20 protein-coding genes are annotated in these 22,258 nt (G+C 70.9%); 13 read left to right on the plus strand and 7 right to left on the minus strand.

Translation table 11 applies throughout. From position 1 onward, the window contains the following. Window positions 1-58: 58 nt before the first annotated feature. Both ACX1D0_RS13450 and ACX1D0_RS13455 read left to right on the plus strand, forming a co-directional pair. On the plus strand, window positions 59-1,396 hold the full coding sequence (locus ACX1D0_RS13450) for a right-handed parallel beta-helix repeat-containing protein (RefSeq protein ID WP_459018507.1): 1,338 nt from the start codon (window positions 59-61) through the stop codon (window positions 1,394-1,396). Window positions 1,397-1,400: 4 nt separating this feature from the next. After that, window positions 1,401-2,810, plus strand: a complete 1,410-nt coding sequence (locus ACX1D0_RS13455) for a phage tail sheath family protein (protein WP_459018508.1) — start codon at window positions 1,401-1,403, stop codon at window positions 2,808-2,810. A 279-nt stretch (window positions 2,811-3,089) separates the two neighbouring features. Here the strand turns inward: ACX1D0_RS13455 and ACX1D0_RS13460 are convergent, their stop codons facing one another. From ACX1D0_RS13460 to ACX1D0_RS13470, 3 genes are all read right to left on the minus strand, one after another. Further along, complete coding sequence (locus ACX1D0_RS13460; RefSeq protein ID WP_459018509.1) at window positions 3,090-4,535, minus strand: glycoside hydrolase family 43 protein; 1,446 nt, start codon at window positions 4,533-4,535, stop codon at window positions 3,090-3,092. Next, entirely contained in the window at window positions 4,532-4,684 is a 153-nt protein-coding gene (locus tag ACX1D0_RS13465; protein ID WP_459018510.1) for a hypothetical protein, read from the minus strand. Before ACX1D0_RS13465 ends, ACX1D0_RS13460 begins: the two co-directional genes overlap by 4 nt. 85 nt (window positions 4,685-4,769) lie before the next feature. Then, window positions 4,770-6,173 carry an HNH endonuclease signature motif containing protein gene (locus ACX1D0_RS13470; protein WP_459018511.1) on the minus strand — a complete coding sequence of 468 codons (1,404 nt, stop codon included), beginning with the start codon at window positions 6,171-6,173 and terminating at the stop codon, window positions 4,770-4,772. 205 nt (window positions 6,174-6,378) lie between these two features. Between ACX1D0_RS13470 and ACX1D0_RS13475 the strand changes: the two genes are divergently transcribed. Continuing rightward, window positions 6,379-8,313 carry an acyl-CoA dehydrogenase family protein gene (locus ACX1D0_RS13475; RefSeq protein ID WP_459018512.1) on the plus strand — a complete coding sequence of 645 codons (1,935 nt, stop codon included), beginning with the start codon at window positions 6,379-6,381 and terminating at the stop codon, window positions 8,311-8,313. Window positions 8,314-8,398: 85 nt separating this feature from the next. Here the strand turns inward: ACX1D0_RS13475 and ACX1D0_RS13480 are convergent, their stop codons facing one another. Continuing rightward, a complete protein-coding gene (locus ACX1D0_RS13480) occupies window positions 8,399-8,794 on the minus strand; it encodes a four-helix bundle copper-binding protein (RefSeq protein WP_459018513.1) in 396 nt (131 codons plus the stop codon). A gap of 98 nt (window positions 8,795-8,892) precedes the next feature. Between ACX1D0_RS13480 and ACX1D0_RS13485 the strand changes: the two genes are divergently transcribed. Together ACX1D0_RS13485 and ACX1D0_RS13490 are read left to right on the plus strand one after the other, a co-directional pair. Next, window positions 8,893-9,330, plus strand: coding sequence for an SRPBCC family protein (locus ACX1D0_RS13485; RefSeq protein WP_459018514.1), 438 nt, complete (start codon window positions 8,893-8,895; stop codon window positions 9,328-9,330). A gap of 137 nt (window positions 9,331-9,467) precedes the next feature. Further along, window positions 9,468-10,961: an FAD-dependent oxidoreductase gene (locus ACX1D0_RS13490; protein WP_459018515.1), complete on the plus strand. Its 1,494-nt coding sequence runs from the start codon at window positions 9,468-9,470 to the stop codon at window positions 10,959-10,961. A 71-nt stretch (window positions 10,962-11,032) separates the two neighbouring features. On the opposite strand, the gene ACX1D0_RS13495 is transcribed toward ACX1D0_RS13490, so the two are convergent. After that, the gene (locus tag ACX1D0_RS13495) at window positions 11,033-11,854 is read right to left on the minus strand and encodes a TspO-related membrane protein (RefSeq protein ID WP_459018516.1); all 822 of its coding nucleotides are present in this window, start codon (window positions 11,852-11,854) and stop codon (window positions 11,033-11,035) included. A gap of 200 nt (window positions 11,855-12,054) precedes the next feature. Between ACX1D0_RS13495 and ACX1D0_RS13500 the strand changes: the two genes are divergently transcribed. The 4 genes from ACX1D0_RS13500 to ACX1D0_RS13515 all read left to right on the plus strand — a co-directional run bounded on the left by ACX1D0_RS13500 (window position 12,055) and on the right by ACX1D0_RS13515 (window position 16,525). Beyond that, window positions 12,055-13,425, plus strand: coding sequence for an FAD-binding oxidoreductase (locus ACX1D0_RS13500; RefSeq protein WP_459018517.1), 1,371 nt, complete (start codon window positions 12,055-12,057; stop codon window positions 13,423-13,425). Between the two features lie 108 nt (window positions 13,426-13,533). Next, the gene (locus ACX1D0_RS13505) at window positions 13,534-14,118 is read left to right on the plus strand and encodes a DUF4956 domain-containing protein (RefSeq protein ID WP_459018518.1); all 585 of its coding nucleotides are present in this window, start codon (window positions 13,534-13,536) and stop codon (window positions 14,116-14,118) included. Beyond that, the gene (locus ACX1D0_RS13510; RefSeq protein WP_459018519.1) at window positions 14,115-14,882 is read left to right on the plus strand and encodes a polyphosphate polymerase domain-containing protein; all 768 of its coding nucleotides are present in this window, start codon (window positions 14,115-14,117) and stop codon (window positions 14,880-14,882) included. Before ACX1D0_RS13505 ends, ACX1D0_RS13510 begins: the two co-directional genes overlap by 4 nt. Window positions 14,883-14,917: 35 nt before the next feature. Beyond that, entirely contained in the window at window positions 14,918-16,525 is a 1,608-nt protein-coding gene (locus ACX1D0_RS13515) for a carbohydrate-binding domain-containing protein (protein ID WP_459018520.1), read from the plus strand. A 10-nt stretch (window positions 16,526-16,535) separates the two neighbouring features. Here the strand turns inward: ACX1D0_RS13515 and ACX1D0_RS13520 are convergent, their stop codons facing one another. Together ACX1D0_RS13520 and ACX1D0_RS13525 are read right to left on the minus strand one after the other, a co-directional pair. Continuing rightward, window positions 16,536-17,618, minus strand: coding sequence for a Gfo/Idh/MocA family protein (locus ACX1D0_RS13520; protein ID WP_459018521.1), 1,083 nt, complete (start codon window positions 17,616-17,618; stop codon window positions 16,536-16,538). Continuing rightward, window positions 17,602-18,534, minus strand: a complete 933-nt coding sequence (locus ACX1D0_RS13525; protein WP_459018522.1) for a DUF808 domain-containing protein — start codon at window positions 18,532-18,534, stop codon at window positions 17,602-17,604. Before ACX1D0_RS13525 ends, ACX1D0_RS13520 begins: the two co-directional genes overlap by 17 nt. 170 nt (window positions 18,535-18,704) lie before the next feature. Between ACX1D0_RS13525 and ACX1D0_RS13530 the strand changes: the two genes are divergently transcribed. The 4 genes from ACX1D0_RS13530 to ACX1D0_RS13545 all read left to right on the plus strand — a co-directional run bounded on the left by ACX1D0_RS13530 (window position 18,705) and on the right by ACX1D0_RS13545 (window position 22,199). Next, complete coding sequence (locus ACX1D0_RS13530; protein ID WP_459018523.1) at window positions 18,705-19,649, plus strand: Sir2 family NAD-dependent protein deacetylase; 945 nt, start codon at window positions 18,705-18,707, stop codon at window positions 19,647-19,649. 79 nt (window positions 19,650-19,728) lie between these two features. After that, window positions 19,729-20,961 carry a dicarboxylate/amino acid:cation symporter gene (locus ACX1D0_RS13535; protein WP_459018524.1) on the plus strand — a complete coding sequence of 411 codons (1,233 nt, stop codon included), beginning with the start codon at window positions 19,729-19,731 and terminating at the stop codon, window positions 20,959-20,961. A gap of 35 nt (window positions 20,962-20,996) precedes the next feature. Next, window positions 20,997-21,599 carry a DsbA family protein gene (locus ACX1D0_RS13540; RefSeq protein ID WP_459018525.1) on the plus strand — a complete coding sequence of 201 codons (603 nt, stop codon included), beginning with the start codon at window positions 20,997-20,999 and terminating at the stop codon, window positions 21,597-21,599. A 114-nt stretch (window positions 21,600-21,713) separates the two neighbouring features. Beyond that, entirely contained in the window at window positions 21,714-22,199 is a 486-nt protein-coding gene (locus ACX1D0_RS13545; protein WP_459018526.1) for a flavodoxin domain-containing protein, read from the plus strand. Window positions 22,200-22,258 lie beyond the last annotated feature (59 nt).

The raw sequence follows: 22,258 nt of genomic DNA on the forward strand, positions 1-22,258 counted from the left end.
CGCAAACGCATCAAAGCGGATGGACGAACCGCTGCCTCACTGCGTGTAGCGTGAGCGCATGAAGGCCGTAGTGGGACTGGCGACGTCGATCCTCGCGTCCGCTCTGCTCATTGCCTGCACCGCGGCCCCCGAGCCCTCGCCCACCCCGTCGGGCACCCCGTCGGCGTCGTCGTCGGTCTGGCCGGTCGCCCACTGCCGCGACCTCGCCATCATGGTCGGCGCCGCCCTCCAGCGCGTCGTCGACTCCTACGAGCAGCCCACGGGTCCGCAGAGCACCGCGTCACCCGTCGCGACCTCCACGCCCACCCCCAGCGCCGACGCCGACGCCGACGCAATCCAGGACACCCTCGCGGAGGTGCGCGAGGCCGTCGAGAAGCGCTACTGCGAGGCCGCCCAGATGCGCGACGACGTGGACGCGAGCATCGACGAGGTCCGCGCAGAGACGCCGCTGGCGGAGGCGGTGCGCGCGCGGCTCGTCGCCGGCCTCGACGGACGCATCCCCGAGCAACTCGTCCGGCGTGCGCTCTACCCCGACGACGACCTCGCCGAGGCGCTCGCCGAAGCACCCTCGGGCTCAACCCTGCTCCTCAGCGAGGGCACCTGGGACCTGACCGAGCCGCTGGTCCTGCTCAGCGGGGTCATGCTCGAGGGCAAGGGGATCGACGAGACCCGCCTGACCTCCAGCGCCGACGAAGCCGCGATCCTCGTCGCCACCGCCGAGACCATCGGACTCAGCTCGATGACGGTCGCCCGAGACACGTCCGCCCCCGGCTCCGGGCTCGTCGCCGGCGGGGCGGCCACCGTTATTCTTCGCGACGTCGAGTTCTCGGGCGGTCGGCCCGACGAGACCGGTGGGGGAGCCGGCGTCATGCTGGTGGGCGGCGACGACGACGCGAACCGGCACACCACGTTCGAGGCCACCAACGTCGCCTTCCGCGACAACGGGTGGGCGGGTCTCGCGGTCGCCGGCGCCCACCGGGTGAGCGTGGTCAACGCGACGTTCACCGACAACGGCGAATGCGGCCTCTGCTTCCTGGGGGAGTCCGACGGCTCGGTCACTGATGCCACGTTCGATGGCAACGGGATCGGCGTCGCCGTCGCCGAGTCCGCGCGCCCCACCCTGCTGGACGCGACCATCAGCGGGGGCGAGGTCGGCCTCCAGATCGATGGGTCCGCCGCGCCCATCGTCGAGGGTGCCCGCGTCTCCGGGGCGAAGCGGGCGGCGATCATCGCCGGCGGCACCTCGACGGGGGCGATCGCGGGAGCGACCTGCACCGACGTGGAGTTCGGGATCGTGGTCACCGACACCGCCGCGCCCACCCTCACCGACAACGACTGCGCCCTGGCGCGGGGCAGCGTCGGCTCCGCCTCGCCCTCGCCGACTCCCGGAGGTTGAGACGATGCCCTACATCGAGGAGATCCCCGCCCCGACGGCGATTCCGCCGCTGCCCACCTCGGTGACGGGTTTCGTCGGGGCCTGCGGCGACGGTCCGGTGGACACCCCGGTCACGGTCACCAGCCCGGGCGAGTATCACGCCCTCTTCGGGCCGAGCCTGGGCGTCGACCAGCCGCTGGGTCACGCCGTCGACCTGTTCTTCGCCAACGGCGGCAGCAGTGCGATCGTGGTCCGGGCCGCAGGCCCTGCCCCTGAGCAGCTGGTCCCCACCGACGGCGCGGGGGGCATTCACGCCCTCGATGACAGCGATGTGACGGTCCTCGCGATTCCCGGTCTGACGGCCGCCCATCAGCCGCAGGTGAGCGCCGCACTCGCGCTCTGCGCGGCACGCCGCGCCGTGATGCTGCTCGACCTGCCCGCCGGCCCGTTCGACTCCGAAACCAGGTCCGGGGTGCAGCAGGCGGGCCCGCACCGCGAGCGGGCCGCTGCCTACCATCCGTGGCTCGTGGTGGGCGGGGTGGCGGTGCCGCCGTCGGGCGCCGTGGCCGGGGCCATCGCACGCACCGACGCCGAGCGCGGAGTGTGGAAGGCGCCCGCCAACGTCGCTCTGCACGGCATCGACGGACTCACCGAAGCCCTCGACGGCGCGGCGAGCGACCTGCTCGCCCAGGACGGCGTGAACGCCCTGCGCCAGTTCCCGGGTCGCGGCCGGCTGGTGTGGGGTGCCCGCACCCTCGCCGGCGCGGAGAGCACCGAACCGGCGAAGCGGTACCTCTCGGTCCGTCGCCTCACCGACCACGTCCTCGGCTCCGTGGCCGCGGGGCTGAGGTTCACCGTGTTCGAGCGCAATGACGCAGCCCTGTGGGTGCGGGTGAGGACGATGGTCGAGAACTTTCTGGTCGACCTCTGGCGCCGGGGCGCGTTGCAGGGCGCCAAGCCGGAGCATGCGTACGGCGTGCGGTGCGGACTGGGTGAGACGATGACTCAGGCTGACGTCGAGGCGGGTCACCTGATCCTCGAGCTCTTCGTCGCGACGGTGAGGCCCGCCGAGTTCGACGTCCACCGCCTGAGTCTGCAGACCCAGGTCGCGGCCGGGGACCCGCCGGTCGGTGATGCCCTCGCCGGGCGGATCCTCACGCGCCCCGACCCCGCGTCGGCGAATCTGCGCACCGTCGACCTGGGGCAGGTCGTGTCGCGCTACATCGGGGAGACGGAGAAGAACCTTGCCGCGGTGTTCGACGCGGCGGAGCGCGACGGCGCGGTGTTGCTGTTCGACGAGGCCGACGCGCTGTTCGGCAGGCGGACGGGGGTCCGCGATGCCCACGACCGCTATGCCGACCAGAAGATCAGCCACCTCATCGAACGGATGGCAGGCGAGCGCGGCGTCGAGGTGCGCTGGACCTCCGAGGATTAGTCGACGCCCGGGCCTGCGGCAGGCGTTCCCCCAGGCAGCGCTTCGGACGCGTCAGGGGCGCGGCGACCGTTCTGGAGGAACGATTCCCGCACGGCTCCGAGCCGCTCGCCGTGGGCTCAGGGGCGGCCAAGGGTGGGGCGGTGTAGACGTAGGCGGTTCGGCCGGCGCCCCCGACGCGGCAGCTCAGATCGCGGGCCTGCGCGAAGGCCTGGACCCGCAGTGGCTTCTGGACCCCGACAGCATCGACCTCGTCGCGTGCGTCCGCGCCAGCCTGTCGCTTTACACCGACCACCCCATGCCATAGGTGAAGCGACGGCACCTCGAAGTTCCCTCGACGGCGGCGATGCCGACCATGCGCCCGGTGAACCCGCCCGCCACCTCGGTGGAGACGTAGCGGCCGTCTACCTCTGCGAGGGCCTGCCAGCCGTCGTCGGTGAGGACGGACAGCGTGACGAGGTCGGGCTGGCTGGCGGGCCATCCTCCCACCGGCTCGGGGATCCTGGCCGAGAGCCGCAGCGACACCGACGGCGTGGCCGGGCGGGGACAGGAGCCGAGCACCTGCCGCACCGGTCCGATCTGGGCCACCGCGGACACCTCGTCGGCCGAGGTCTCCACGCCGTACCAGTGGGCGTCGTCGAGATAGAGCAGCAGGCGGGCGCTGCCCTCTACCTCGACGGTGGCCCGCCAGTCGTGGTCCATCACCCTGACCATCAGCGGGCGCGCCCCGTCGACGGCGGTCAGGGTCAGCCCGTCGACCGCCGTCGAGACGCCCCGCAGGTCGCCCGACGGGGAGACCCAGCGTGGGTCCAGTCCGTCCGTGAACGAATCCTCGACGCGGTTGTCTCGGGGGGAGTAGTCCTCGGCGGGGTCCGCGAAAACCGGCCAGCCGTCCTCCCACTCGACGGGGCTGAGGAAGGTCTCGCGGCCGAGGACGTGGAACTCGGGGAACCCGCCGTGCGGACGGGTGCCGTGGTAGACGGCGAACCACTGGGCGTCGGGCCCCTCGACGAGGTCGGCGTGACCGGTGCTCTGCACCGGGTGATCGGTGCTGCGGTGGGTGAGGACGGGGTTGGCGGGGTTGCCCTCGAAGGGGCCCATCGCGGAGCGGCCGCGGGCGACGCTGACGCTGTGGCCGCGGTCGGTGCCGCCCTCGGCGATGAGCAGGTACCACCAGTCGCCCACCTTGTAGAGGTGGGGCCCCTCCGGGTTGCGCATGCCGGTGCCGTTCCACAGCTGGCGGCGCTCACCGAGCACCTCGCCGGTGGCCGGGTCCACCGTGACCTGCTGGATGCCCTGGGGGAAGCCGCACCACGTGACCAGGCAGGTGCCGTCCTCGTCCCAGGCGATGTCCGGGTCGATGCCGACCACGGGGATCCTGACCGGGTCGGACCACGGGCCGGCCGGCTCCTCGGCCGTGAAGAGCAACTGGCCCTCCCGCACCTGGTTCATGTTGGTGGTGATGAACCAGTAGCGGCCGTCGTGGTGGCGCAGCGTCGAGCCGTAGATGCCCGACGACGCGCCGCCGGCGGTGAGGTCCGTCTGCCCGGGGCGGTCGATCACGTTGCCGACCTGGCGCCAGTCGACGAGGTCGGGGCTCAGATGCACGGGCGCGCCCGGGAAGTACTCGAAGCTCGAGTGTGCCAGGGCAAAGCCGTCGGGCGTGCGACAGACCGTGGGGTCGGACCAGAATCCGGGCAGGACTGGGGTGAGGTTCCGGTGGGTCACGAGGGTTCCTTTGCACGTCGTCGTCGGGCCTGGGCGAGGAGATCTTCGACGGCCCCTCGTGCCTTCATGGCAGTCTGCCCGCTGATCTCGCCGAAAGCGGTGAGGATCTCCGCGGAGAGGCGGAAGTCGCGGCGGATCAGCTCGCTCATCGATGTGAGGGCCCGATGGTAGTGCTCGATCGCGCACACGAGCACGTGATCGAGCGACGGGAGGTGGGAGCCCGGAGGGCTTCGTCTAGCCGGCGTTGGCCCAGATCGTGGCGCTGCGGCGGATGAGTTCGTCGAGGTCTGCCCCGGGGTCGTGGGGGCATGGTGGTGCCGCGGCGTGGGGTTCGAGTTGCTGCAGCCGGTGGCGCTGGTGCTGCCTGGGCCGACGGGCGGGGTCGATGTGTCTTGGTGGGGTGAACCACGGCATCCCGGTGGCGGGGTCGAGGTGGACCTGCCATTGGGACTCGGTCGATTGCTGGGGGTCTGGTTCGACGAGCCGATGATGATAGGGACACAGCAAGACGCCGTTGGCTAGGCACGACGAGCCGCCGGCCCACCACGGACGAATGTGATGCGCCTCGCAGGCGGCCGGTGCCGCGGTACAGCCGGGGAACACGCAGCCCTGGTCCCGCTGCAGCAGCGCCGCACGGATCGCGGGGGTGAACAGGCGATGGGTCCGGCCGACATCCAGCGGCCGCGATGCCGTGCCGAGGACGATGGGGATCAGCCCGGCGTCGCAGGCCAGGCGGCGGGCCTCCGCGGCTGATAGCCCTTCCGCCCCGCCCGCCCCGCCGGTGTCGAGGAGGGCGACCGTCCCGAGACCAGTGGTCAGCGTCTCCAGATCGAGGGTGATGTGGACCTGGGGCCGGTCCACCCCGTGCCTGGGTAACCCGCCGCTGCCTGCCGCGTGCTGGACGAGCAGGACCAGGGCATCAGCGCGTCTGGTGTCCCTGCCCGGGGCCTCGCCGGTGTGCTCATACGCCGTCGACGGTGGCATCAACGCATCCAACTGCGCCGACAGGAGGGCCGCGTCGGCGACCGGGACCTGCCCGGTGATCCGCATCGACCCGTGGAAGTCCGGCGCCAGACGCAGGAACCGATCCCGGCGTGCCGCGGCCTCTTCACGGGCCAGGCGTTTCGCGTCGTCGGCATCCGACTGGTCCGGGCCGACCACCTCGACCAGCCGGGCCGCCAGCACGCGTAGCTCTGCCGGGCCGAGGGTGTCGACGTGGGCCAGGATCAGTTCCTGGCACTCGATCAGCTGGGCCCGCGTCAAGTGCTCGGGCAGCTTCCGCAACCCGCCCACGATCGCTTCGGCCTGCGCCAGCGACACCACGCCGTCGTTCAACGCTGCACCGATCAACCCGAACCGTTCCCCCAGATCGGAGGCGAGCCGCAGCGCGGCAGCCGCCTGCGCTGGGGTGCTGCGCACCGACTGGCGGACCTCCTCCACCACCGCCTCCGCCGCAGAGACCCTAGCCTCATGCAACAGGTGCAGCCGCAACCCCGCCAACTGGGCCTCCGCCTCAGCGACCACCTCCACCAACCCACCCAGCCGTGCCACCGCCGCGACACCCGAACCCAACGACCCCGCGACACCCCACAGCGCGGCGATGTACCGCTGCCCCAGGTCCAGCATCGAATCGCTCACGCGTACTATTCTAACACCACGCAGCCCACATCCGGGGCCCGGGAAGCCAACCTGGGCAAAGAATCTCTCCGGGCGATCTTTCGGGGCTCCGTCGGCGAAGGGCAGCTCTTCTCACGCGGACCGCCGGAACCATCGGCGGTGCATCAGCAGTCGCCGCGGGAGCGACCGCCCAGGAGTATCGTGGAAGGCGTTCCTGGAGGGCATCATGAGCACAACGACTCACCCCACAACCGCGCCCACCCAAGGTCCCAGCGCACGCGAGGCCCGCACAGTGGCGGAGGCGGCACGACAGACCGAGTGGACGAAGCCCAGCTTCGGCAAGGAGCTGTTCCTCGGCAGACTGCGACTGGATCTCATCGAGCCCTGGCCCACGCCCAGCCCGGCGGCCAGGGCCAAGGGCGAGAGCTACCTCACGCGCGTCGAGGACGCGTGCCGGCGCATCGACGGCGCCCGCATCGAACGCGAGGCGAGGATCCCCGACGAGACCTTCGCCGAACTCGCCGAACTCGGGGCCTTCGGGATGAAGATCCCCGAGTCCCACGGCGGCCAGGGTCTCACGCAGTACTACTTCAACAAGGCGCTCACGCTGATCGGCTCGGCCAACCCCGCTGTTGCCGCCACGCTGTCGGCCCACCAGTCCATCGGCGTCCCGCAACCCGTCAAGATGTTCGGCACCGCCGCCCAGCAGGAGCGCTACCTCCCGCGCGTGGCCGCCGGTGAGGTGTCGGCGTTCCTGCTGACGGAGCCCGACGTCGGATCGGATCCCGCCCGGCTCGCCACCACGGCCACGCCCGACGGCGACGACTACGTCCTCGACGGGCTGAAGCTGTGGGCCACCAACGGCACCATCGCCAGCCTGTTCGTCGTGCTCGCGCGCGTCCCGGCCACCCCGGGCAGCCGGGGCGGCATCACGGCGTTCATCGTGGAGGCGGACTCGCCCGGGATCACCGTCGAGAGACGCAACGCCTTCGTCGGCCTCCGCGGGATCGAGAACGCGCTCATCCGGTTCCACCAGGTGCGGGTCCCCGCGGCCGACGTGCTGGGCAGCGTCGGCAAGGGCCTGAAGATCGCCCTGGCCACCCTCAACACCGGCCGGCTGTCGCTGCCCGCCATGTGCGTGGGCGCCGCGAAGTGGTCGCTGCATGTGGCGCGCGGGTGGGCGGGGGAGCGCGTCCAGTGGGGCCGGCGCGTGGGGGACCATGAGGCCATCGCCACCCGGATCGCCTTCATCGCGGCCACCACCTACGGCTTGGAGTCGACGCTGGACCTCGCCAGCATGCTGGCCGACGACGACGCCAACGACATCCGCATCGAGGCGGCCCTCGTCAAGCTCTACGCCTCCGAGATGGCGTGGCGGATCATCGACGACCTCGTCCAGATCCGCGGCGGCCGCGGCTACGAGACGGCCGAGTCGCTGGCGGCACGTGGGGAGCGCCCTGCCGAGGTCGAGCAGCTCATGCGCGACGTGCGGATCAACCGGATCTTCGAGGGATCCAGCGAGATCATGCACCTCCTCATCGCGCGCGAGGCCGTCGACGTCCACCTCGAGGTGGCCGGCGAGATCATCGATCCCGAAGCGACGACGCGCGCCCGGGCCGAGGCCCTGGCGCGGGCGTCGGCCTTCTATGCCAGGTGGCTGCCGATGCTGGCGGTCGGCGCAGGCACCGTGCCCGGGGCTTACCGGGAGCACGGGCCACTGGCGGAGCATCTCCGCTACGTGGAGCGCGCGGCCAGGCGGCTCGCCCGGGCTATCTTCGCCGGGATGGCGCGCTGGCAGGGCCGGTTGGAGCATCGACAGGCCTACCTGGGCCGGATCGTCGACATCGGCGCCGAACTCTTCGCCATGTCGGCCTCCTGCGTGCGGGCCACGGCCGAGCGGGATTCCCACCCCGAGGGCGTGGAGCTCGCAGCGGCGTTCTGCGAGCAGGCCAGGGTGCGGGTGGATGCGCTGTTCGGTGCGCTGTGGCACAACTCGGACCGCAGCGACCGTCACCTGGCCCGCCGCGTGCTCGACGGGCACTATGCGGGCTTGGAGGACGGGGTCCTGCACGTCGCCGACGACCTGCCGTGGGTCGCGGCGTGGGAGCCGGGCCCGGCCACGGTGCCCGACGTGCGACGCCGGATTCCGCGACCGCGGTAGACGCCCGGCTCCTCAGCTGGGGGACAGGATCCGGCCGCGCGGCTCGTGTGTCAGGTCGACCGGCCTGCTCATGGGTCCCCCGTGATCAGGCGGGCCGTCCGCGGTAGGCCGTGCACAGGTCTTCGCAGCGACGGCACGCTTCAGCGCAGATCCGGCAGTGCTCATGCATGTCCGCGTGGCGCTCGCATTCGGTGGCACACGCCCCACACGCGGCGACGCAGGCCGCCAGGACGGCATCCACGACGGCCGGGTCCGGGTCGACACGACGGGCCAGCACGCGCTCGGCCGCCGCGCACACGTCGGCGCAGTCCTGATTCAGCCGGATGCAACCGCGCAGGTCGGCCACCATGTCCTCCGCCAGGCACGCGTCGGCGCACAACCCGCACACCTGGGCGCACTCCGACAGCGCCGCCAGCAGGTCTCCGAGCTCCGCGGGCTCCGGGGTGGTGATCGGATGGGTTCGCAGCATCTCGAGATGCATCGTTCTTCTCCTCCCGTGGAATGGCCCGGGGCGGGCCCTCCTTTTCTCCCCGTACCCACTCCGGGAGGTCCCAAACGCCAGGGACATAGCATGGGCGAATGCATGCGAGAGCCTGGTTCGTCGTCGAGGTACCGGCGGATTGCGCTCCGGCGGAGGCGCTCCGGCGAGTGCTCGACCTCCGTGCCCACAGCCGGCTCATCCCACTCACCACAGTCACCCCCGCGCTGTCCGCCGGCGAGCTGGGGGTGGGGTCGCGGTTCGTGGGGCGCACCGCCGTCGGCCCGGTGGGGTTCGACGATCCGATGCGCATCGAGGAGCTGTCCTTCCTGCCCGACGCGGAGGCGCGGATCAGCAAGCAGGGTCGCGTTATCCGCGGCGACGTCCGGGTCCGGGCCACGCCGTCGCCGACGGGGAGCCTGGTGCGATGGGAGCAGAGCGTCCACCTCCCCTGGCTGCCCGGCTTCCTGCAGCCGATGGCGGCGAGGGCGCTTCAGTTCGGCTACCGGCGGGTGTTGGTCAGGTTGCTCGCAGCCTGAGCCGGTTCCGCGACCTCTCCCCGGCATGCTCGCCTAGCTCGCCCGCTAAGCACGCGGCGTTGGCCATGGGGAGAAGGTGGATCTCGCCGACCGCTCAACACCACCGGGATGTTGGAGCATGATGAGACATGGAACCCATGAAGTCAGTCTGGTTCGCCACCCGTCCCTCGCTCAGCGAGCCGTCGGGAACGTTCCCTGAGGGCGCCCACCTGGACACCGCCGTCGCCGGTGCCGGGATCACGGGACTCACCGTCGCGGCGCTGCTGGCCAGATCCGGGCAGCGTGTCGCGGTCGTCGAGGCGCGATCCGTTGGCGCCGTCGCCACCGGACACACCACCGCGAAGGTGTCGTTGCTGCAGGGCACGATCCTCTCAGACCTCAGGTCCCACCAGTCCGACGACGTGCTCCGCGCCTATGTCGAGGGCAACCGCGAGGCGCAGGCCTGGCTGGTGCGGCTGCTGGAGGATCGCGGCGTGGCGTACCAGCGCAGGACCGCCTACACCTACGTGGCGGGCGACGCCGCCGTCATGGGCCTGCGCGCCGAGCTGGACGCCTGCCGCACGGCGGGTCTCGAGGCCGAGTGGACCGTCGACACCGAACTGCCGTTCAAGGTGGCCGGAGCCATCGCCCTCGCGGACCAGGTGCAGATCCACCCGCTGCTGGTCCTCGACGTCCTGCTGGCCGAGCTTGCCGCGCACGGTGGCGTGCTCGTCGAGGACGCGCGGGTCACCGATGCGGACTCAGGCGACACCGTGACGATCACCACCACGCGCGGCGCGCTCACCGCAGACCGGCTCATCCTCGCCACCGGCAGCCCCATCCTGGACCGCGGCGGCTACTTCGCCAAGCTCGCGCCGATGCGTTCCTACGCCACCACCTACCGCGTGCCCGGCGACATCCCGCAGGGGATGTACCTGAGTGCGGACAGCCCGTCGAGATCGCTGCGCACGGTCCCGGTCGACGACGGCGAGCTGCTCATGGTGGGCGGGAACGGGCACGTGGTGGGGCGCACCGACTCCGAGGCCGAGGCGGTCGGGGACCTGCGACGGTGGGCACAGGAGAACTTCCCCGGCGCCGAACCCCTGCACGCCTGGTCCGCGCAGGACTACCGGTCTGTTGACCGTGTGCCGTTCGTCGGGCCCATGCCCCGCGGTGGGGGGAAGATCTTCGTCGCCACGGGCTACAACAAGTGGGGCATGACCAACGGCGTCGCGGCGGCGCTGAGTCTCAGCGCGCAGATCCTCGAGGGGTCGATGCCGTGGGCGGAGACGCTCCGGTCGCGGCGGCCCAAGCCCAAAGCGGTCATCAGCGCCGTCGCGCCAAACGTCAAGGTTGCCGCGACCCTCGCGCAGGACTGGGTCCAGGCCAAGCTCACCGCTTTACCGACCGAGTCGCCTGCCGAAGGCAAGGGCGTCGTCGGTCGCGGGGAGAGCGGCTCCCCCGAGGCGGTGTCGACGGTGGACGGAGTGACCTGCCGCGTGTCCGGGGTCTGCACGCACCTGGGTGGCGTCCTGCGGTGGAACGACGCGGAGAGGTCGTGGGACTGCCCGCTGCACGGGTCGCGGTTCGCCGCCGACGGCGCCCTCCTCGAGGGTCCGGCGGTGGCCGATCTGCGACGGCTCGAGGGCTGACCTCTTGCACCCCAAACGCAGTGGGGGATCCTGGACGGTCATTCGTCCAGGATCCCCCACTGTGATCGGCCTCAGGCGCGGGCGTGCGCCGTCGTCGTGCTCACGGACGAGTGGCGGAGGCGAACGGCGAGCGCTGAGGCCACCACCGCGGCCGCAGCCAAGGCCGCCGCGACACCGGTGATGGTGGATTCAGGCGCGTCGGTCAGGCGCCCCACCGAGATCCAGCCCAGACCCCACGCCATGGCCGCGGCGACCGCGAACCGCCCGCCGAACGCCCGTGCGAGCACGCCGCCCAGCGCGGCCGCGACCGCGAGCGCCGCCACGGCCAGGTACTCCGAGACGGGGGGCGCGGGGTCCACGCCCGAGTCCACCAGGGTCGCGGTGATGTTGGCGACGGTGGCCACCGAGACCCAGCCGAGGTACAGGCCGAAGGTGCCGTCGACGACGAGGCGCTCGGCCCACGTCGTGGCCGCGCCGTCGGCGTCGGCGGGGATCTCGGTGAGGCGCCGGACCAGCAGCCCGAGCACGAGAGCCAGCGCCACGATCACCGCGACACTGGCCCACAGCCACCCCACCTGCGTCACGAGGAGCCAGGAGGCATTGAGCACCATCGACGCGGCAGCCGGCCATCCGATCGATCGCGCGAGACGGCTCGCCGTGTTGGCCGGCAGCCATTGCCAGATCACGTAGGCGATGAGGCCGGTGTAGATCACCGACCAGATGGAGAAGGCGGTGCCGGCCGGGGCCACGAGGGTCGCGGTGGCGGACAGGCTGCCGCCGGCGCTCTCCTCGACCCGGGTCCCGATGACGCCGATGCCGAAGAGCGTGCCGACGATCATGAAAACCGCGCCGGCGGTGATGACGATCTGGCGGAGTCGATCGTTGTGTCGCATGAAGCTCATTCCTCTGAGTGGCAGGCCCGAATGTAACCTTGAACAAAGCTTATACAATCTCGTCGCTCAGTGCTAGCCCGGCGCGCTGTTTTGACGCGCGGTGAGTCGAAGCCGGATGGATCGCCGCTGGTCACGGACGTTCCGCCCGCCACGGCCGACGAACGCTGGGATCGCGGTCGGGTTCGGAGCACAATCCGGGCATGGACACGGCGGCACTGGCCAGGCTCGCCTCCGGGATCCACGGAACGGTGACCTCCCCCGCGGATACCGGATATGACGCCGCGCGCCAGGTATGGAACGGTGCGATCGACAGGTCGCCGGCACTCGTCGTCGCGTGCGCCGGACCCGACGACGTGGTGCAGGCGGTCCTGTTCGCCAGGACGCACGGACTCGGCGTGTCCGTCCGCAGCGGCGGGCATCATGTCGCCGGCCTCTCCGTGATCGACGGTGGCCTCGTGATCGACCTCGCGCCCCTGCGCGGCGTCACCGTCGACCCTGACACCAGGACTGTGCGCGCCGAGGGAGGCGCTCAGATCGGGGATGTCGACGCCGCGACCCAGGTGCACGGTCTCGCGGTCCCGCTCGGCGTGGTGTCGGAGACGGGCGTGGCGGGGCTAACCCTCGCCGGCGGGTACGGATGGATGCGCCGCAAGCACGGCCTGAGCTGCGACAACGTCCTCGGTGCCCATGTGGTCACGGCCGACGGACGGCTGGTCCATGCGAGCCCCGACGAGCACCCGGAGCTGTTCTGGGCGCTCCGCGGCGGCGGCTGGGACCTGGGGGTCGTCACGGAACTCGAGTACCGCGCCCACCCCGTCGGCCCGGACGTCTTCCTGCCCTTCCTGACCTTCCCGTTGAGCGAAGGGCGCAGCGTCCTGACGGGCCTGGACGAGTTCGCCCGCTCCGCCCCCCGCGAGTTCGGCTCGATCGCGGTGTGCTGGAGCTTCCCCGAGGCGGACCCCTTCCCGAAGGAGCTGTGGGGGCGCGACTTCATCGGTGTCGCCGGGCCCTACGTCGGCGATCCTGTCGAGGGGGAGCGCGTCTGCGCCGAGCTGCGCGGGCTCGGCACGGTGCTCACGGACATGGGGTCGGTGGTGCCCTGGGTGGACGCGCAGCGCTTCTTCGACGAGGACTACCCGCGCGGGCGCCGCTACCACTGGAAGTCGGCTCACATCCGCTACCTCGACGGCGACGTCGCGGACACCCTGGTGGACTTCGCGGCGCGGCGGCCCTCAGCGCTGACGTCGCTCGACGTCTGGGTCAACGGCGGAGCGATCGCGGACGTGCCGGGCGACGAGACCCCGATCGCGGACCGGACCGCCCCCTACATGATCGGCATCGAGTCGAACTGGGACGACCCTGCCCGGGACGAACCCAACGTCGAGTGGGCACGGTCGACGGCGAAGGCGTTGGCGCCCTACGGCACCGGCGGCACCTACCTCAACTTCGACGACATGTCCGACCCCGAGGCGTCCCGGCGGGCCCACGGAGACAACGCCGAGCGACTGGCCGGCGTCAAGGAGCTCTACGACCCGTCCGGGCTGTTCCGGTCGAGGACCACGGCGCGCTGACCCGGACGCGAGGACTCGTAGCGGCGGCGCAGGGCGCCCACAGGACCCCCACAGACTCGGCTGGCGGAATAGGGACTGCACCCGCACCGTCACACCGAGGAGTCCCCCGTGTCCACCACCGCCCTGCTGTACCTGGCCAACATCGTCGCCATCGCCATCCTGACCCTGGGGCTCTACTTCCCCAGGCACGGGCGCCGCGACCTCGTGGTCGCCTACCTCGGCGTCAACATCGGCATCATGGCGGTCAGCTCCGTCCTCCTCTCCACCGCGGTGGGGGCAGGCCTCGGCCTCGGGCTCTTCGGCGTACTGTCCATCATCCGGCTGCGTTCGGACGAGTTGGCCCAACACGAGATCGCGTACTACTTCAGCGCCCTGGCGCTCGGCCTGCTCAGCGGCCTCGGCGCCGAGCCCGTCATGGCGCTCAGCCTCATGGCCGTGGTTCTCGGCGGCATGTTCGTCGCTGATCACCAGTTGCTGCTGCGGGGCTACAAGCGCGAGGTGGTGGTGGTGGACCGCGCCATCACCGACGAGGCCATGCTCATCGGCTACCTCCAGGACCGGCTCGGCGGCACCGTCAAGCACCACGCCGTCCAACGGCTGGACCTGGTCAACGACACCACCACCGTCGACGTGCGCTACCGCTCCACCGCGCCGGCCCGCACCCGCCGCGTCGCCATGGCGGAGGCACGATGACCGCCGCGAGCCTCCCGCACCGCGGGATCGCCGCCCGTGAGCCGGTCACCCTGGACGAGCTCAACCGGAGCGCCGCGCTGCTCACCCGGGTGGACCGCAAGTACGTGCTGACCTCCGCCGAGGCGGATGCGTTCGTCCTCGGGCTGCCCCGTGACGCCAGGGTCCTCGAGATCGAGGGCCGCCGCCGCTTCGGCTACCACTCCACCTACTTCGACACCCCGGCCCTCACCTGCTACCTCGGCACCGCTCACCGGCGCCGCCGTCGCTACAAGGTGCGCACCCGCCGCTACCTGGACACCGACCTCCAGTTCCTCGAGGTCAAGACCCGCCGCGCTGGCGCCACCGTCAAGCACCGCGTCCCGTGGGAGGAGCCGATCCGCCGCCTCGACGGCGACGCGCGCCGGTACGTCGTCGAGGCTCTGGGTGAGGAGCAGCTCCGGCTCGACGGCGACCTCGCACCCGTCCTCGACGTCACCTACACCCGCTCCACGTTCCTCATGCCCGACGGCGCCGCCCGCGCCACCGTCGACACCCACCTGGAGTGGTTCGACCGGCAGACGGGCGACGAGCGGTCGGCGGACGGGCTGGTGATCGTGGAGACCAAGTCCGGCTCGGGTCCGTCGGCGGCGGACCGGGTGCTCTGGGGTCGCGGCCACCGGCCCGTGGCCATGTCCAAGTACGCCACTGGGCTGGCCACGCTCCGCCCAGACCTCCCGCACAACCGCTGGCACCGCCTGTTGACCCGGACCGAACTCGCCGCCTGACGGCTCGAACACCACCACACCCATAACCCGGAGATATGACCATGAACCCCAAGAAGATCCTCGCCACGCTGTCCTCGCTCGCTGTCGGCGCGCTGCTGGTGGGCTGTGGCGCCACCGGAGTCGAGAGCACGGCGGCGGCCGGGACGGTCGCGGCCGCCTCGACGACGCCTACCGCGACGACCACCGTCGACGGGACTGCCTTGACCGTCGAGACCGCCCGGGCCGCGAACGCCACCCCTGATGCGGCCGACACCTCCTGGGACGAGGCGTCCGCCACCACCGTCACGCTGAGCGGCAGCACCGCGACCGTCGACGGCGAAGGCGCCACGGTGGACGGCACCACCGTCACCATCACCGGCGGAGGCACCTACGTGCTCAGGGGCTCGCTGAACGGCCAGGTGGTGGTGAAATCCGCCTCCGACGACGAGGTGAAGCTCGTCCTCTCGGGTGCGGAGATCACGTCCGACACCGGACCCGCCGTCACGTTCGCCGACGCGGGGGAGGCGGTGGTGGTGCTGGCCGACGGCACGAGCAACGCGCTCACCGACGCCGCCACCTACGCGGACACGTCCGAGGAGGCCGCCGACGCTGTCCTGTACTCGAAGGCGGATCTGACCATCGGCGGCGCCGGCTCCCTCACCGTCACGGGTCGATACCTCGACGGCATCGCAAGCGCCGACGGCCTTGGCATCAGCGGAGGAACCATCGAGGTCACCGCGGCCGACGACGGCATCCGCGGCAAGGACCACCTCGCCATCACCGGCGGGACGGTCACCGTCGACGCGGCAGGTGACGCGCTCAAGTCCACCAACGACACCGAGGCCGGGTCCGGATTCATCGACATCTCAGGCGGGACGGTCTCCCTCACCGCCGGGGTGGACGGCGTCGACGCGGCCACCGACGTGATCGTCTCGGGGGGGTCGATCACGGTGGACGCGGCCGATGACGGCCTCCACGCCGAATGCACGCTGGTGATCGGTGACGGCGAGGTCACCGTCACCCGCTCCTACGAGGGCCTCGAGGCGCAGTACATCGCCATCGCCGGTGGCATCGTCGACGTGACCGCCGACGACGACGGTCTCAACGTCTCGGCCGCATCCACCGGCACCACGGACACCACGCAGCAGCAGATGCGCGGCCCCGGCGGTGGCGGTGGCGTGGTCGACGGACTGGCGCTGGTCACTGGCGGCACGCTGACCATCGACAGCGGCGGCGACGGATTCGACTCCAACGGCAACGCCGAGATCACCGGCGGCACGGTCATCGTCAACGGGCCGCTGAACGATGGCAACGGCGCGCTCGACGTCAACGGCACCTTCACCATCAGCGGCGGCACGCTGCTCGCGGTCGGGTCCTCGGGGATGGCGGAGGCGCCCGACGCCGAGTCGGCGCAGGGCTGGGTGCAGGCGCAGACCTCCGGCTCGTCCGGCTCGACGTTACAGATCCTGTCCGGGTCCGACGTCGTGGCCGAGTTCACCGCTACCAAGGACTTCGCCAACCTGGTCTACTCGAGCGAGGCGATCACCAGTGGCCATGAGTACACCGTCACGGTCGACGGCCAGTCCACGACGGCGACGGCGGGCACGTCGACCGGAGGCGGCATGGGAGGCATGGGCGGTGCCGGCGGCCGCCCCAACCGCTGACCTCCGGGGGTCAGGCCCAGACGTCCGGGGCAACCCGGACGTCGCGGCCCGTCTCGGCAGACTCGACGATGGCCATCCCCAGCGCGTGGTCCTGACACGCCTCCGCCAGCGGATACGGCGCGGGACCCTCGCCTCGGGCCCAGGCCCCGGTGTCTGCCAGCATCTGGGCCACCGCGATGTCGTCCTCCGACAACCGGGTCCCGGCCCACCCGTTGCGGTAGACGATCCGTCCCTCGAACGACACCGACACCACGTCGTTGCCCTCCAGGTTCAGGTCGACGCCGGTACGTCGGGAGGACAGCGGCGAGGTGACGACGTCGCCGTCGACCCACCTGGTCACCTGGTTGTCGACGATCTCGCCGTGCGTACCCCGGACTACGATGCGCCGGGCCCGGAGCGGGTTCCACCACTGGTTGTCGACGAAGTTGTACAGCCCGGTGCGACCGTCGCCGAAGTCGAGCGTCGCGATAGCCGTGGACCGAGGCTCCGGCTGCGGATTCTCCACCCATCCCTTCGGGGTCAGCGGATCGAGCAGCGGTGCGACGAAGGAGCGGGCGTTCACCGTCGCCGCGGCCATGCCGGCGCCGAGGAAGGACCGCATCATCGAGGTGGCGTGGTAGAGGTGCGTGGACGAGACCTCCACCGACGTCGGGGTGCCGATGGCCCCCGACTCCAGCACCGCCAGGCGGGCCGCGTGCCCGGGCATGAGCATGTACTGCTCGGCCACCTGCACCAGGCCCGATTGGCCCACGGCGGACCAGAGTTCCCTCAGGCCCTGGACAGTGGGTGCCGGTGGCGTTTCCGCGAGGACCCGCGCCCCGCGGTCGACCAGATCCGCGATGACGCCCGGCATGGCCTCCCACGTCACCGCCGCGGCCACGAACTCCGGCCCCGAGGCGAGGGCGTCGTCAAAGGTCCGCACCACCGGCACGTCCCATGCCCGGGACATGCGCTCCGCGGAGGCGTCGGAGTGGGCGAGGATCGCCGTCACCTGGAGACGTTCGGGAGCGGCGTGGGCGAGCCGCAGCATGAAGTCCGTGCGCCGGCCTGAGCCGACGACGGCGAACCGGACCGGCTCAGTGGGCGTCGGCATGCTTGTCCTTCCGCGGGATGAGGTGCATGATCACCACGACGACAGCGCCGGCCACGATGCCCAGCACCGCGGACGCGAACGTGTTGACCAACCAGCCGGCGAAGCCGCCGGCCGCCTCAGCGGCGAGCACCTCCCAGTGGTGCACGAAGTCGTAGATGACGGGCCAGCCGAGATCGTTGATTCCGACCAGCAGGATGTGGCCACCCACCCACAACATGGCGGCGATGCCCACCGTCGAGAGCACCGCCATCACGATCGGCATCGCCTTGACCAAGCCCTCGCCCAGCGCCCTCGTGGCCGGCCGTTGCGCCATGTGCAGGCCGGCGTCGTCCATCTTCACGATCAGCGCCACCGCGCCATAGACCAGGGCGGTGATGCCGAACGCGACGACCACCAGCGTGATGGCGCGCATCCAGAAACCGACATCGGCGATCTCGTTGAGGGAGATCACCATGATCTCGGCGGAGAGGATGAAGTCCGTGCGGATGGCGCCGCTGACCATCTTGTCCTCCTGGTTGTCCCCCTTGATGACGGCCGGCGCCTCCTTGGCCTTGGAATGGCCGCTGACGGCCTCCCAGATCTTCTCCGTGCCTTCGTAGGAGAGGTAGAGGCCGCCCACCATGAGCAGCGGCGTGAGCGCCCACGGCAGGAACTGGCTGAGCAGCAGGATGGCCGGGAGGATGAACAGCAACTTGTTGCGGATGGAGCCCTTGGCGATCTTCCAGATCACCGGCAACTCGCGGTCCGGGGTGAAGCCGTGCACGTAGCGCGGGGTGACGGCGGTGTCGTCGACGACCACGCCGACAGCCTTCGTCGAGGCCTTCCCCGCCGCGGCCGCGATGTCGTCCACGGAGGCCGCCGCCGCGCGGGCGATGGCCGCCACGTCGTCGAGTAGTGCTGCAAGGCCACCGGCCATGGGGTCCCCTCTCACAGGTGTCGGCCCGATTCTACGGGCCACGGTCGCTCGCGCCGTTGCGCCAGTGACAGGAGACGGGAGTGGCCCTCGCCAGTGGTGATTCACGGACGGTAGACCGTCCGTGAATCACCACTGTAAATCCACCTAGGCTTGGCCCCGAAGGAGGGCACATGGGCAGCGCACCTGTTCCGGACGTGGGCGGCTGGTTCCGCACCGCCACGGATGCTGTCGCGCTGCCGTCGTCGCCCTCCTGGGGACCCGGAACGGGCGAGTTCGGCCTGCGGTCCCACGACGACGATCTAGCCGCGGCAGCAGATCTCTTCCGCGGCCGCGCCACCATGGTGCTCACCGGCGCGGGGATGTCGACGGGCGCGGGCCTGCCGGACTACCGCGGCCGCGACGCCGTGCCGCGCTCGCCCATGACCTACCAGGAGTTCGTGGGCTCGGACGTCAGCCGTCGGCGGTATTGGGCGCGAAGCACCGTCGGGTGGCGCTGGTTCGCCCGTGCCCGTCCCCATCGCACGCACCTCGCGCTCGCGGAGCTGGGCGAGCTCACGCCCTTGACGGGCGTGGTGACGCAGAACGTGGACGGGCTGCACGGGGAGGCGGGGTCGCGGCCGGTGGTGGACCTGCACGGCAACCTGGCCCGCGTCGTGTGCCTGGGGTGTCGGGCGATGACGCGCCGCGAAGCCCTGCAGGAGCAGTTGCTGGCGCTGAATCCCGGCTTCGCCGAGCGGCTCGACGCTCTCGCGGAGAACAGCCGCACCGCGCCCGACGGCGACGCCGAGGTGGACCGCACCGAGTCCTTCCGCTACCCGGACTGTCTCCGCTGCGGGGGGATGCTCAAGCCGGACGTCGTGTTCTTCGGGGAGAACGCGGACCGCTCCGTCGTCGATCGGGCCCATGCCATGCTGCAGGAGTCCTCGGCCCTACTGGTGCTGGGGTCGAGTCTGTCGGTGATGAGCGGCCTGCGTTTCGTCCGGCGCGCCGCCCAGGCGGGCGTGGACGTGATCATCGCCAACGACGGCGCCACGCGCGGCGACGACCTCGCCACACTGCGCATCCACGGCCGCCTCGAAGACGTGCTCGCCCGCTGGGTCCAGCTCCTCCGCTGAACGCATCCGACGCTGAGCCCAGCCGGGTTAGCCGGAGGCGACTGGGAGGATCCCCGACGGCTGGGTTAAGTTAGCGCGCATGAGCACAGCCGCCTTCCAGAAGAAGAAGTTCACGTTCGGACTTCTGCCCCAGATCGTCGTCGCCATCACTCTCGGCGTGCTGTTCGGGAACTTCTTCCCAGACTGGCTGACCCGCGTGTTCGTCACGTTCAACGGAGTCTTCGGGCAGTTCCTCGGCTTCGCCATTCCGCTCATCATCCTGGGCCTCATCGCGCCCGCCATCGCCCAGCTGGGCCGGGGGGCCGGCCGCTGGCTCGCCGTCACCGCGGCGCTGGCCTACGGATCGACGCTGACAGCGGGATTCATCGGGCTCGGCGCGTCGCTGCTGGTGCTGCCGAGGGTGCTGCCGGAAGGCGGCGCGCCGTCGCTCACCAACCCCGACGAGGCGCTGCTGGCTCCCTACTTCGCGCTGCAGATCCCGCCGCTGTTCGGTGTCATGTCCGCGCTGGTGCTTGCGTTCATCGTCGGCGTGGCGCTCACCGTCATCGAGGGCGGGGCGCTGCAGCGCGGGTTCGAGGAGTTCCGCGAGGTGATCAACATGGTCATCCAGAAGATCCTCATCCCGCTCCTGCCCGTCTACATCTTCGGCATCTTCCTCAACATGACGCAGGGCGGCCAGGTGGTCACCATCATCGCCACGTTCCTCGGCGTCGTGGTGTTCGTGTTCATCCTCACGTGGCTGATGCTGCTGCTGCAGTACACGGTCGCCGGCGCCATCACCGGCCGCAACCCCATCACGATGCTCGTCACCATGCTGCCGGCCTACGCCACGGCGCTGGGCACGTCGTCGTCGGCGGCCACCATCCCGGTGACGCTGCGCCAGGCGATCAAGATGGGCGTGTCGCAGCCCGTGGCGGCGTTCGCCATCCCGCTCAACGCCACGATCCACCTGGCCGGCTCCACCATCAAGATCACCTGCTTCTCTCTGGCCGTGATGATGCTGGCGGGCATCGAGATCAACGTCGGGGTGATGATCGGCTTCGTCATGATGCTGGGGGTCATGATGGTCGCGGCTCCGGGGGTTCCCGGCGGCGCCATCATGACGGCGGCCGGGCTGTTGTCGACGATGCTGGGGTTCAACGAGGCGCAGGTGGGCCTGATGATCGCGGCCTACATCGCCATCGACTCCTTCGGTACCGCCACCAACGTGACCGGCGACGGGGCGCTGGCGGCCATCGTCGACAAGTGGGTGTCGCGGTCCAAGCACCGGGACGAACTGGCCGACGAGCCGGGCATCGGGGCCCTCGTCTGAACGCGCCTCAGCCTCGCGTGTGGTGAGATGGATCCATGACGACAGACGTTGACTTCTGGTTCGACCCGATCTGCCCCTGGGCCTGGATGACCTCCCGCTGGATGCTCGAGGTGGAGAAGGTCCGCGACGTGAAGGTCACCTTCCACGTCATGAGCCTGTCCGTCCTCAACGACGGCCGCGACCTCCCCGACGGCTACCGCGACCTCATGGACCGCGCCTGGCTGCCGGCCCGCGCCGCGCTGTTGGTCGAGCAGCGACACGGCTCGGACAAGCTCCTCGAGTTCTACACGGATCTGGGCACCCGCTTCCACCCGGGCGAGGAGGAGATCGGGCCGGAGCCCGTCGCGGCCGCCCTCGCGGCCGTCGGTGCGGATGCCGACATCGTGGACATCGCCCAGACCGACGCCGTCGACGACGACCTTCGCCGTTCGCACCATGAGGGCATGGACCCCGTGGGCGACGAGGTGGGCACGCCGGTGCTGCGGGTCAACGGCATGAGCCTGTTCGGCCCCGTCATCTCACCTGCTCCGAAGGGGGAGGCGGCCGGTGATCTGTTCGACGGGTTCGTCAAGGTGACGGCCTACCCCGGCTTCTACGAACTCAAGCGCACCCGCACCGTCGGGCCCATCTTCGACTGAGATGTCGCCGCCCCCGCCAGGCGGGGGCGCTCCACCTCATTAGCACCAGACAATTGGATCAAATGACACACCCCGGTGTGAGGACGCCAGAGGCGCCCGGATACCGTGTCTGGCATGGGCAAGGTTCTGGTCGCGTACGCCACCCGCGGGGGCACGGCCCGCGACATCGCCGAGGCAGTCGGTGCTGAGCTCCGAGGGATCGGGCAGGAGGTCAGGGTGGCGGATCTGAAGACGATGCCACCGGTCGACGGAGCTGATCTGGTGGTTGTCGGCAGCGGCGTCAACGCGGGCAGCTGGTATTCCGAGGCGACGGGGTGGGCCACGGCGGAGCAGGGCGCGCTGCGCGCCACCAGGGTCGCGGTGTTCAACGCCTGCCTCAACGCCGCGGAGCCCGCCAAGCGGGCCGAGTCGCTGGCCTACAACGCCGCGATGGCGGAGCGGTTGGGCGCCGAGGCCAGTGAGTCCTTCGCCGGCCGATTCGTTCCGCAGCATGTGAGCTGGTGGCGGCGGTGGTTCCTGCACACCATGCAGAAGCCCGTGCAGGACCACCTCGACCTCGACGCGGTGCGGGCCTGGGCGTCGACCCTGTCGGTCCGCTGAGGGTGCGGCCCGGGTCCGCTGTCAGCGCGTCCGGGTCTCGAAGCATCCGACGCGGGCGC

It is taken from the genome of Tessaracoccus pujii, from assembly GCF_054483895.1.

Bases quoted from the DNA above. Each gene is read 5' to 3' on its own strand.
- ACX1D0_RS13450 (WP_459018507.1), top strand. From the start codon at position 59: ATGAAGGCCGTAGTGGGACTGGCGACGTCGATCCTCGCGTCCGCTCTG.
- ACX1D0_RS13455 (WP_459018508.1), top strand. From the start codon at position 1,401: ATGCCCTACATCGAGGAGATCCCCGCCCCGACGGCGATTCCGCCGCTG.
- ACX1D0_RS13465 (WP_459018510.1), bottom strand. From the start codon at position 4,684: ATGAGCGAGCTGATCCGCCGCGACTTCCGCCTCTCCGCGGAGATCCTC.
- ACX1D0_RS13475 (WP_459018512.1), top strand. From the start codon at position 6,379: ATGAGCACAACGACTCACCCCACAACCGCGCCCACCCAAGGTCCCAGC.
- ACX1D0_RS13480 (WP_459018513.1), bottom strand. From the start codon at position 8,794: ATGCATCTCGAGATGCTGCGAACCCATCCGATCACCACCCCGGAGCCC.
- ACX1D0_RS13485 (WP_459018514.1), top strand. From the start codon at position 8,893: ATGCATGCGAGAGCCTGGTTCGTCGTCGAGGTACCGGCGGATTGCGCT.
- ACX1D0_RS13490 (WP_459018515.1), top strand. From the start codon at position 9,468: ATGAAGTCAGTCTGGTTCGCCACCCGTCCCTCGCTCAGCGAGCCGTCG.
- ACX1D0_RS13495 (WP_459018516.1), bottom strand. From the start codon at position 11,854: ATGCGACACAACGATCGACTCCGCCAGATCGTCATCACCGCCGGCGCG.
- ACX1D0_RS13500 (WP_459018517.1), top strand. From the start codon at position 12,055: ATGGACACGGCGGCACTGGCCAGGCTCGCCTCCGGGATCCACGGAACG.
- ACX1D0_RS13510 (WP_459018519.1), top strand. From the start codon at position 14,115: ATGACCGCCGCGAGCCTCCCGCACCGCGGGATCGCCGCCCGTGAGCCG.
- ACX1D0_RS13515 (WP_459018520.1), top strand. From the start codon at position 14,918: ATGACCATGAACCCCAAGAAGATCCTCGCCACGCTGTCCTCGCTCGCT.
- ACX1D0_RS13520 (WP_459018521.1), bottom strand. From the start codon at position 17,618: ATGCCGACGCCCACTGAGCCGGTCCGGTTCGCCGTCGTCGGCTCAGGC.
- ACX1D0_RS13525 (WP_459018522.1), bottom strand. From the start codon at position 18,534: ATGGCCGGTGGCCTTGCAGCACTACTCGACGACGTGGCGGCCATCGCC.
- ACX1D0_RS13530 (WP_459018523.1), top strand. From the start codon at position 18,705: ATGGGCAGCGCACCTGTTCCGGACGTGGGCGGCTGGTTCCGCACCGCC.
- ACX1D0_RS13535 (WP_459018524.1), top strand. From the start codon at position 19,729: ATGAGCACAGCCGCCTTCCAGAAGAAGAAGTTCACGTTCGGACTTCTG.
- ACX1D0_RS13540 (WP_459018525.1), top strand. From the start codon at position 20,997: ATGACGACAGACGTTGACTTCTGGTTCGACCCGATCTGCCCCTGGGCC.
- ACX1D0_RS13545 (WP_459018526.1), top strand. From the start codon at position 21,714: ATGGGCAAGGTTCTGGTCGCGTACGCCACCCGCGGGGGCACGGCCCGC.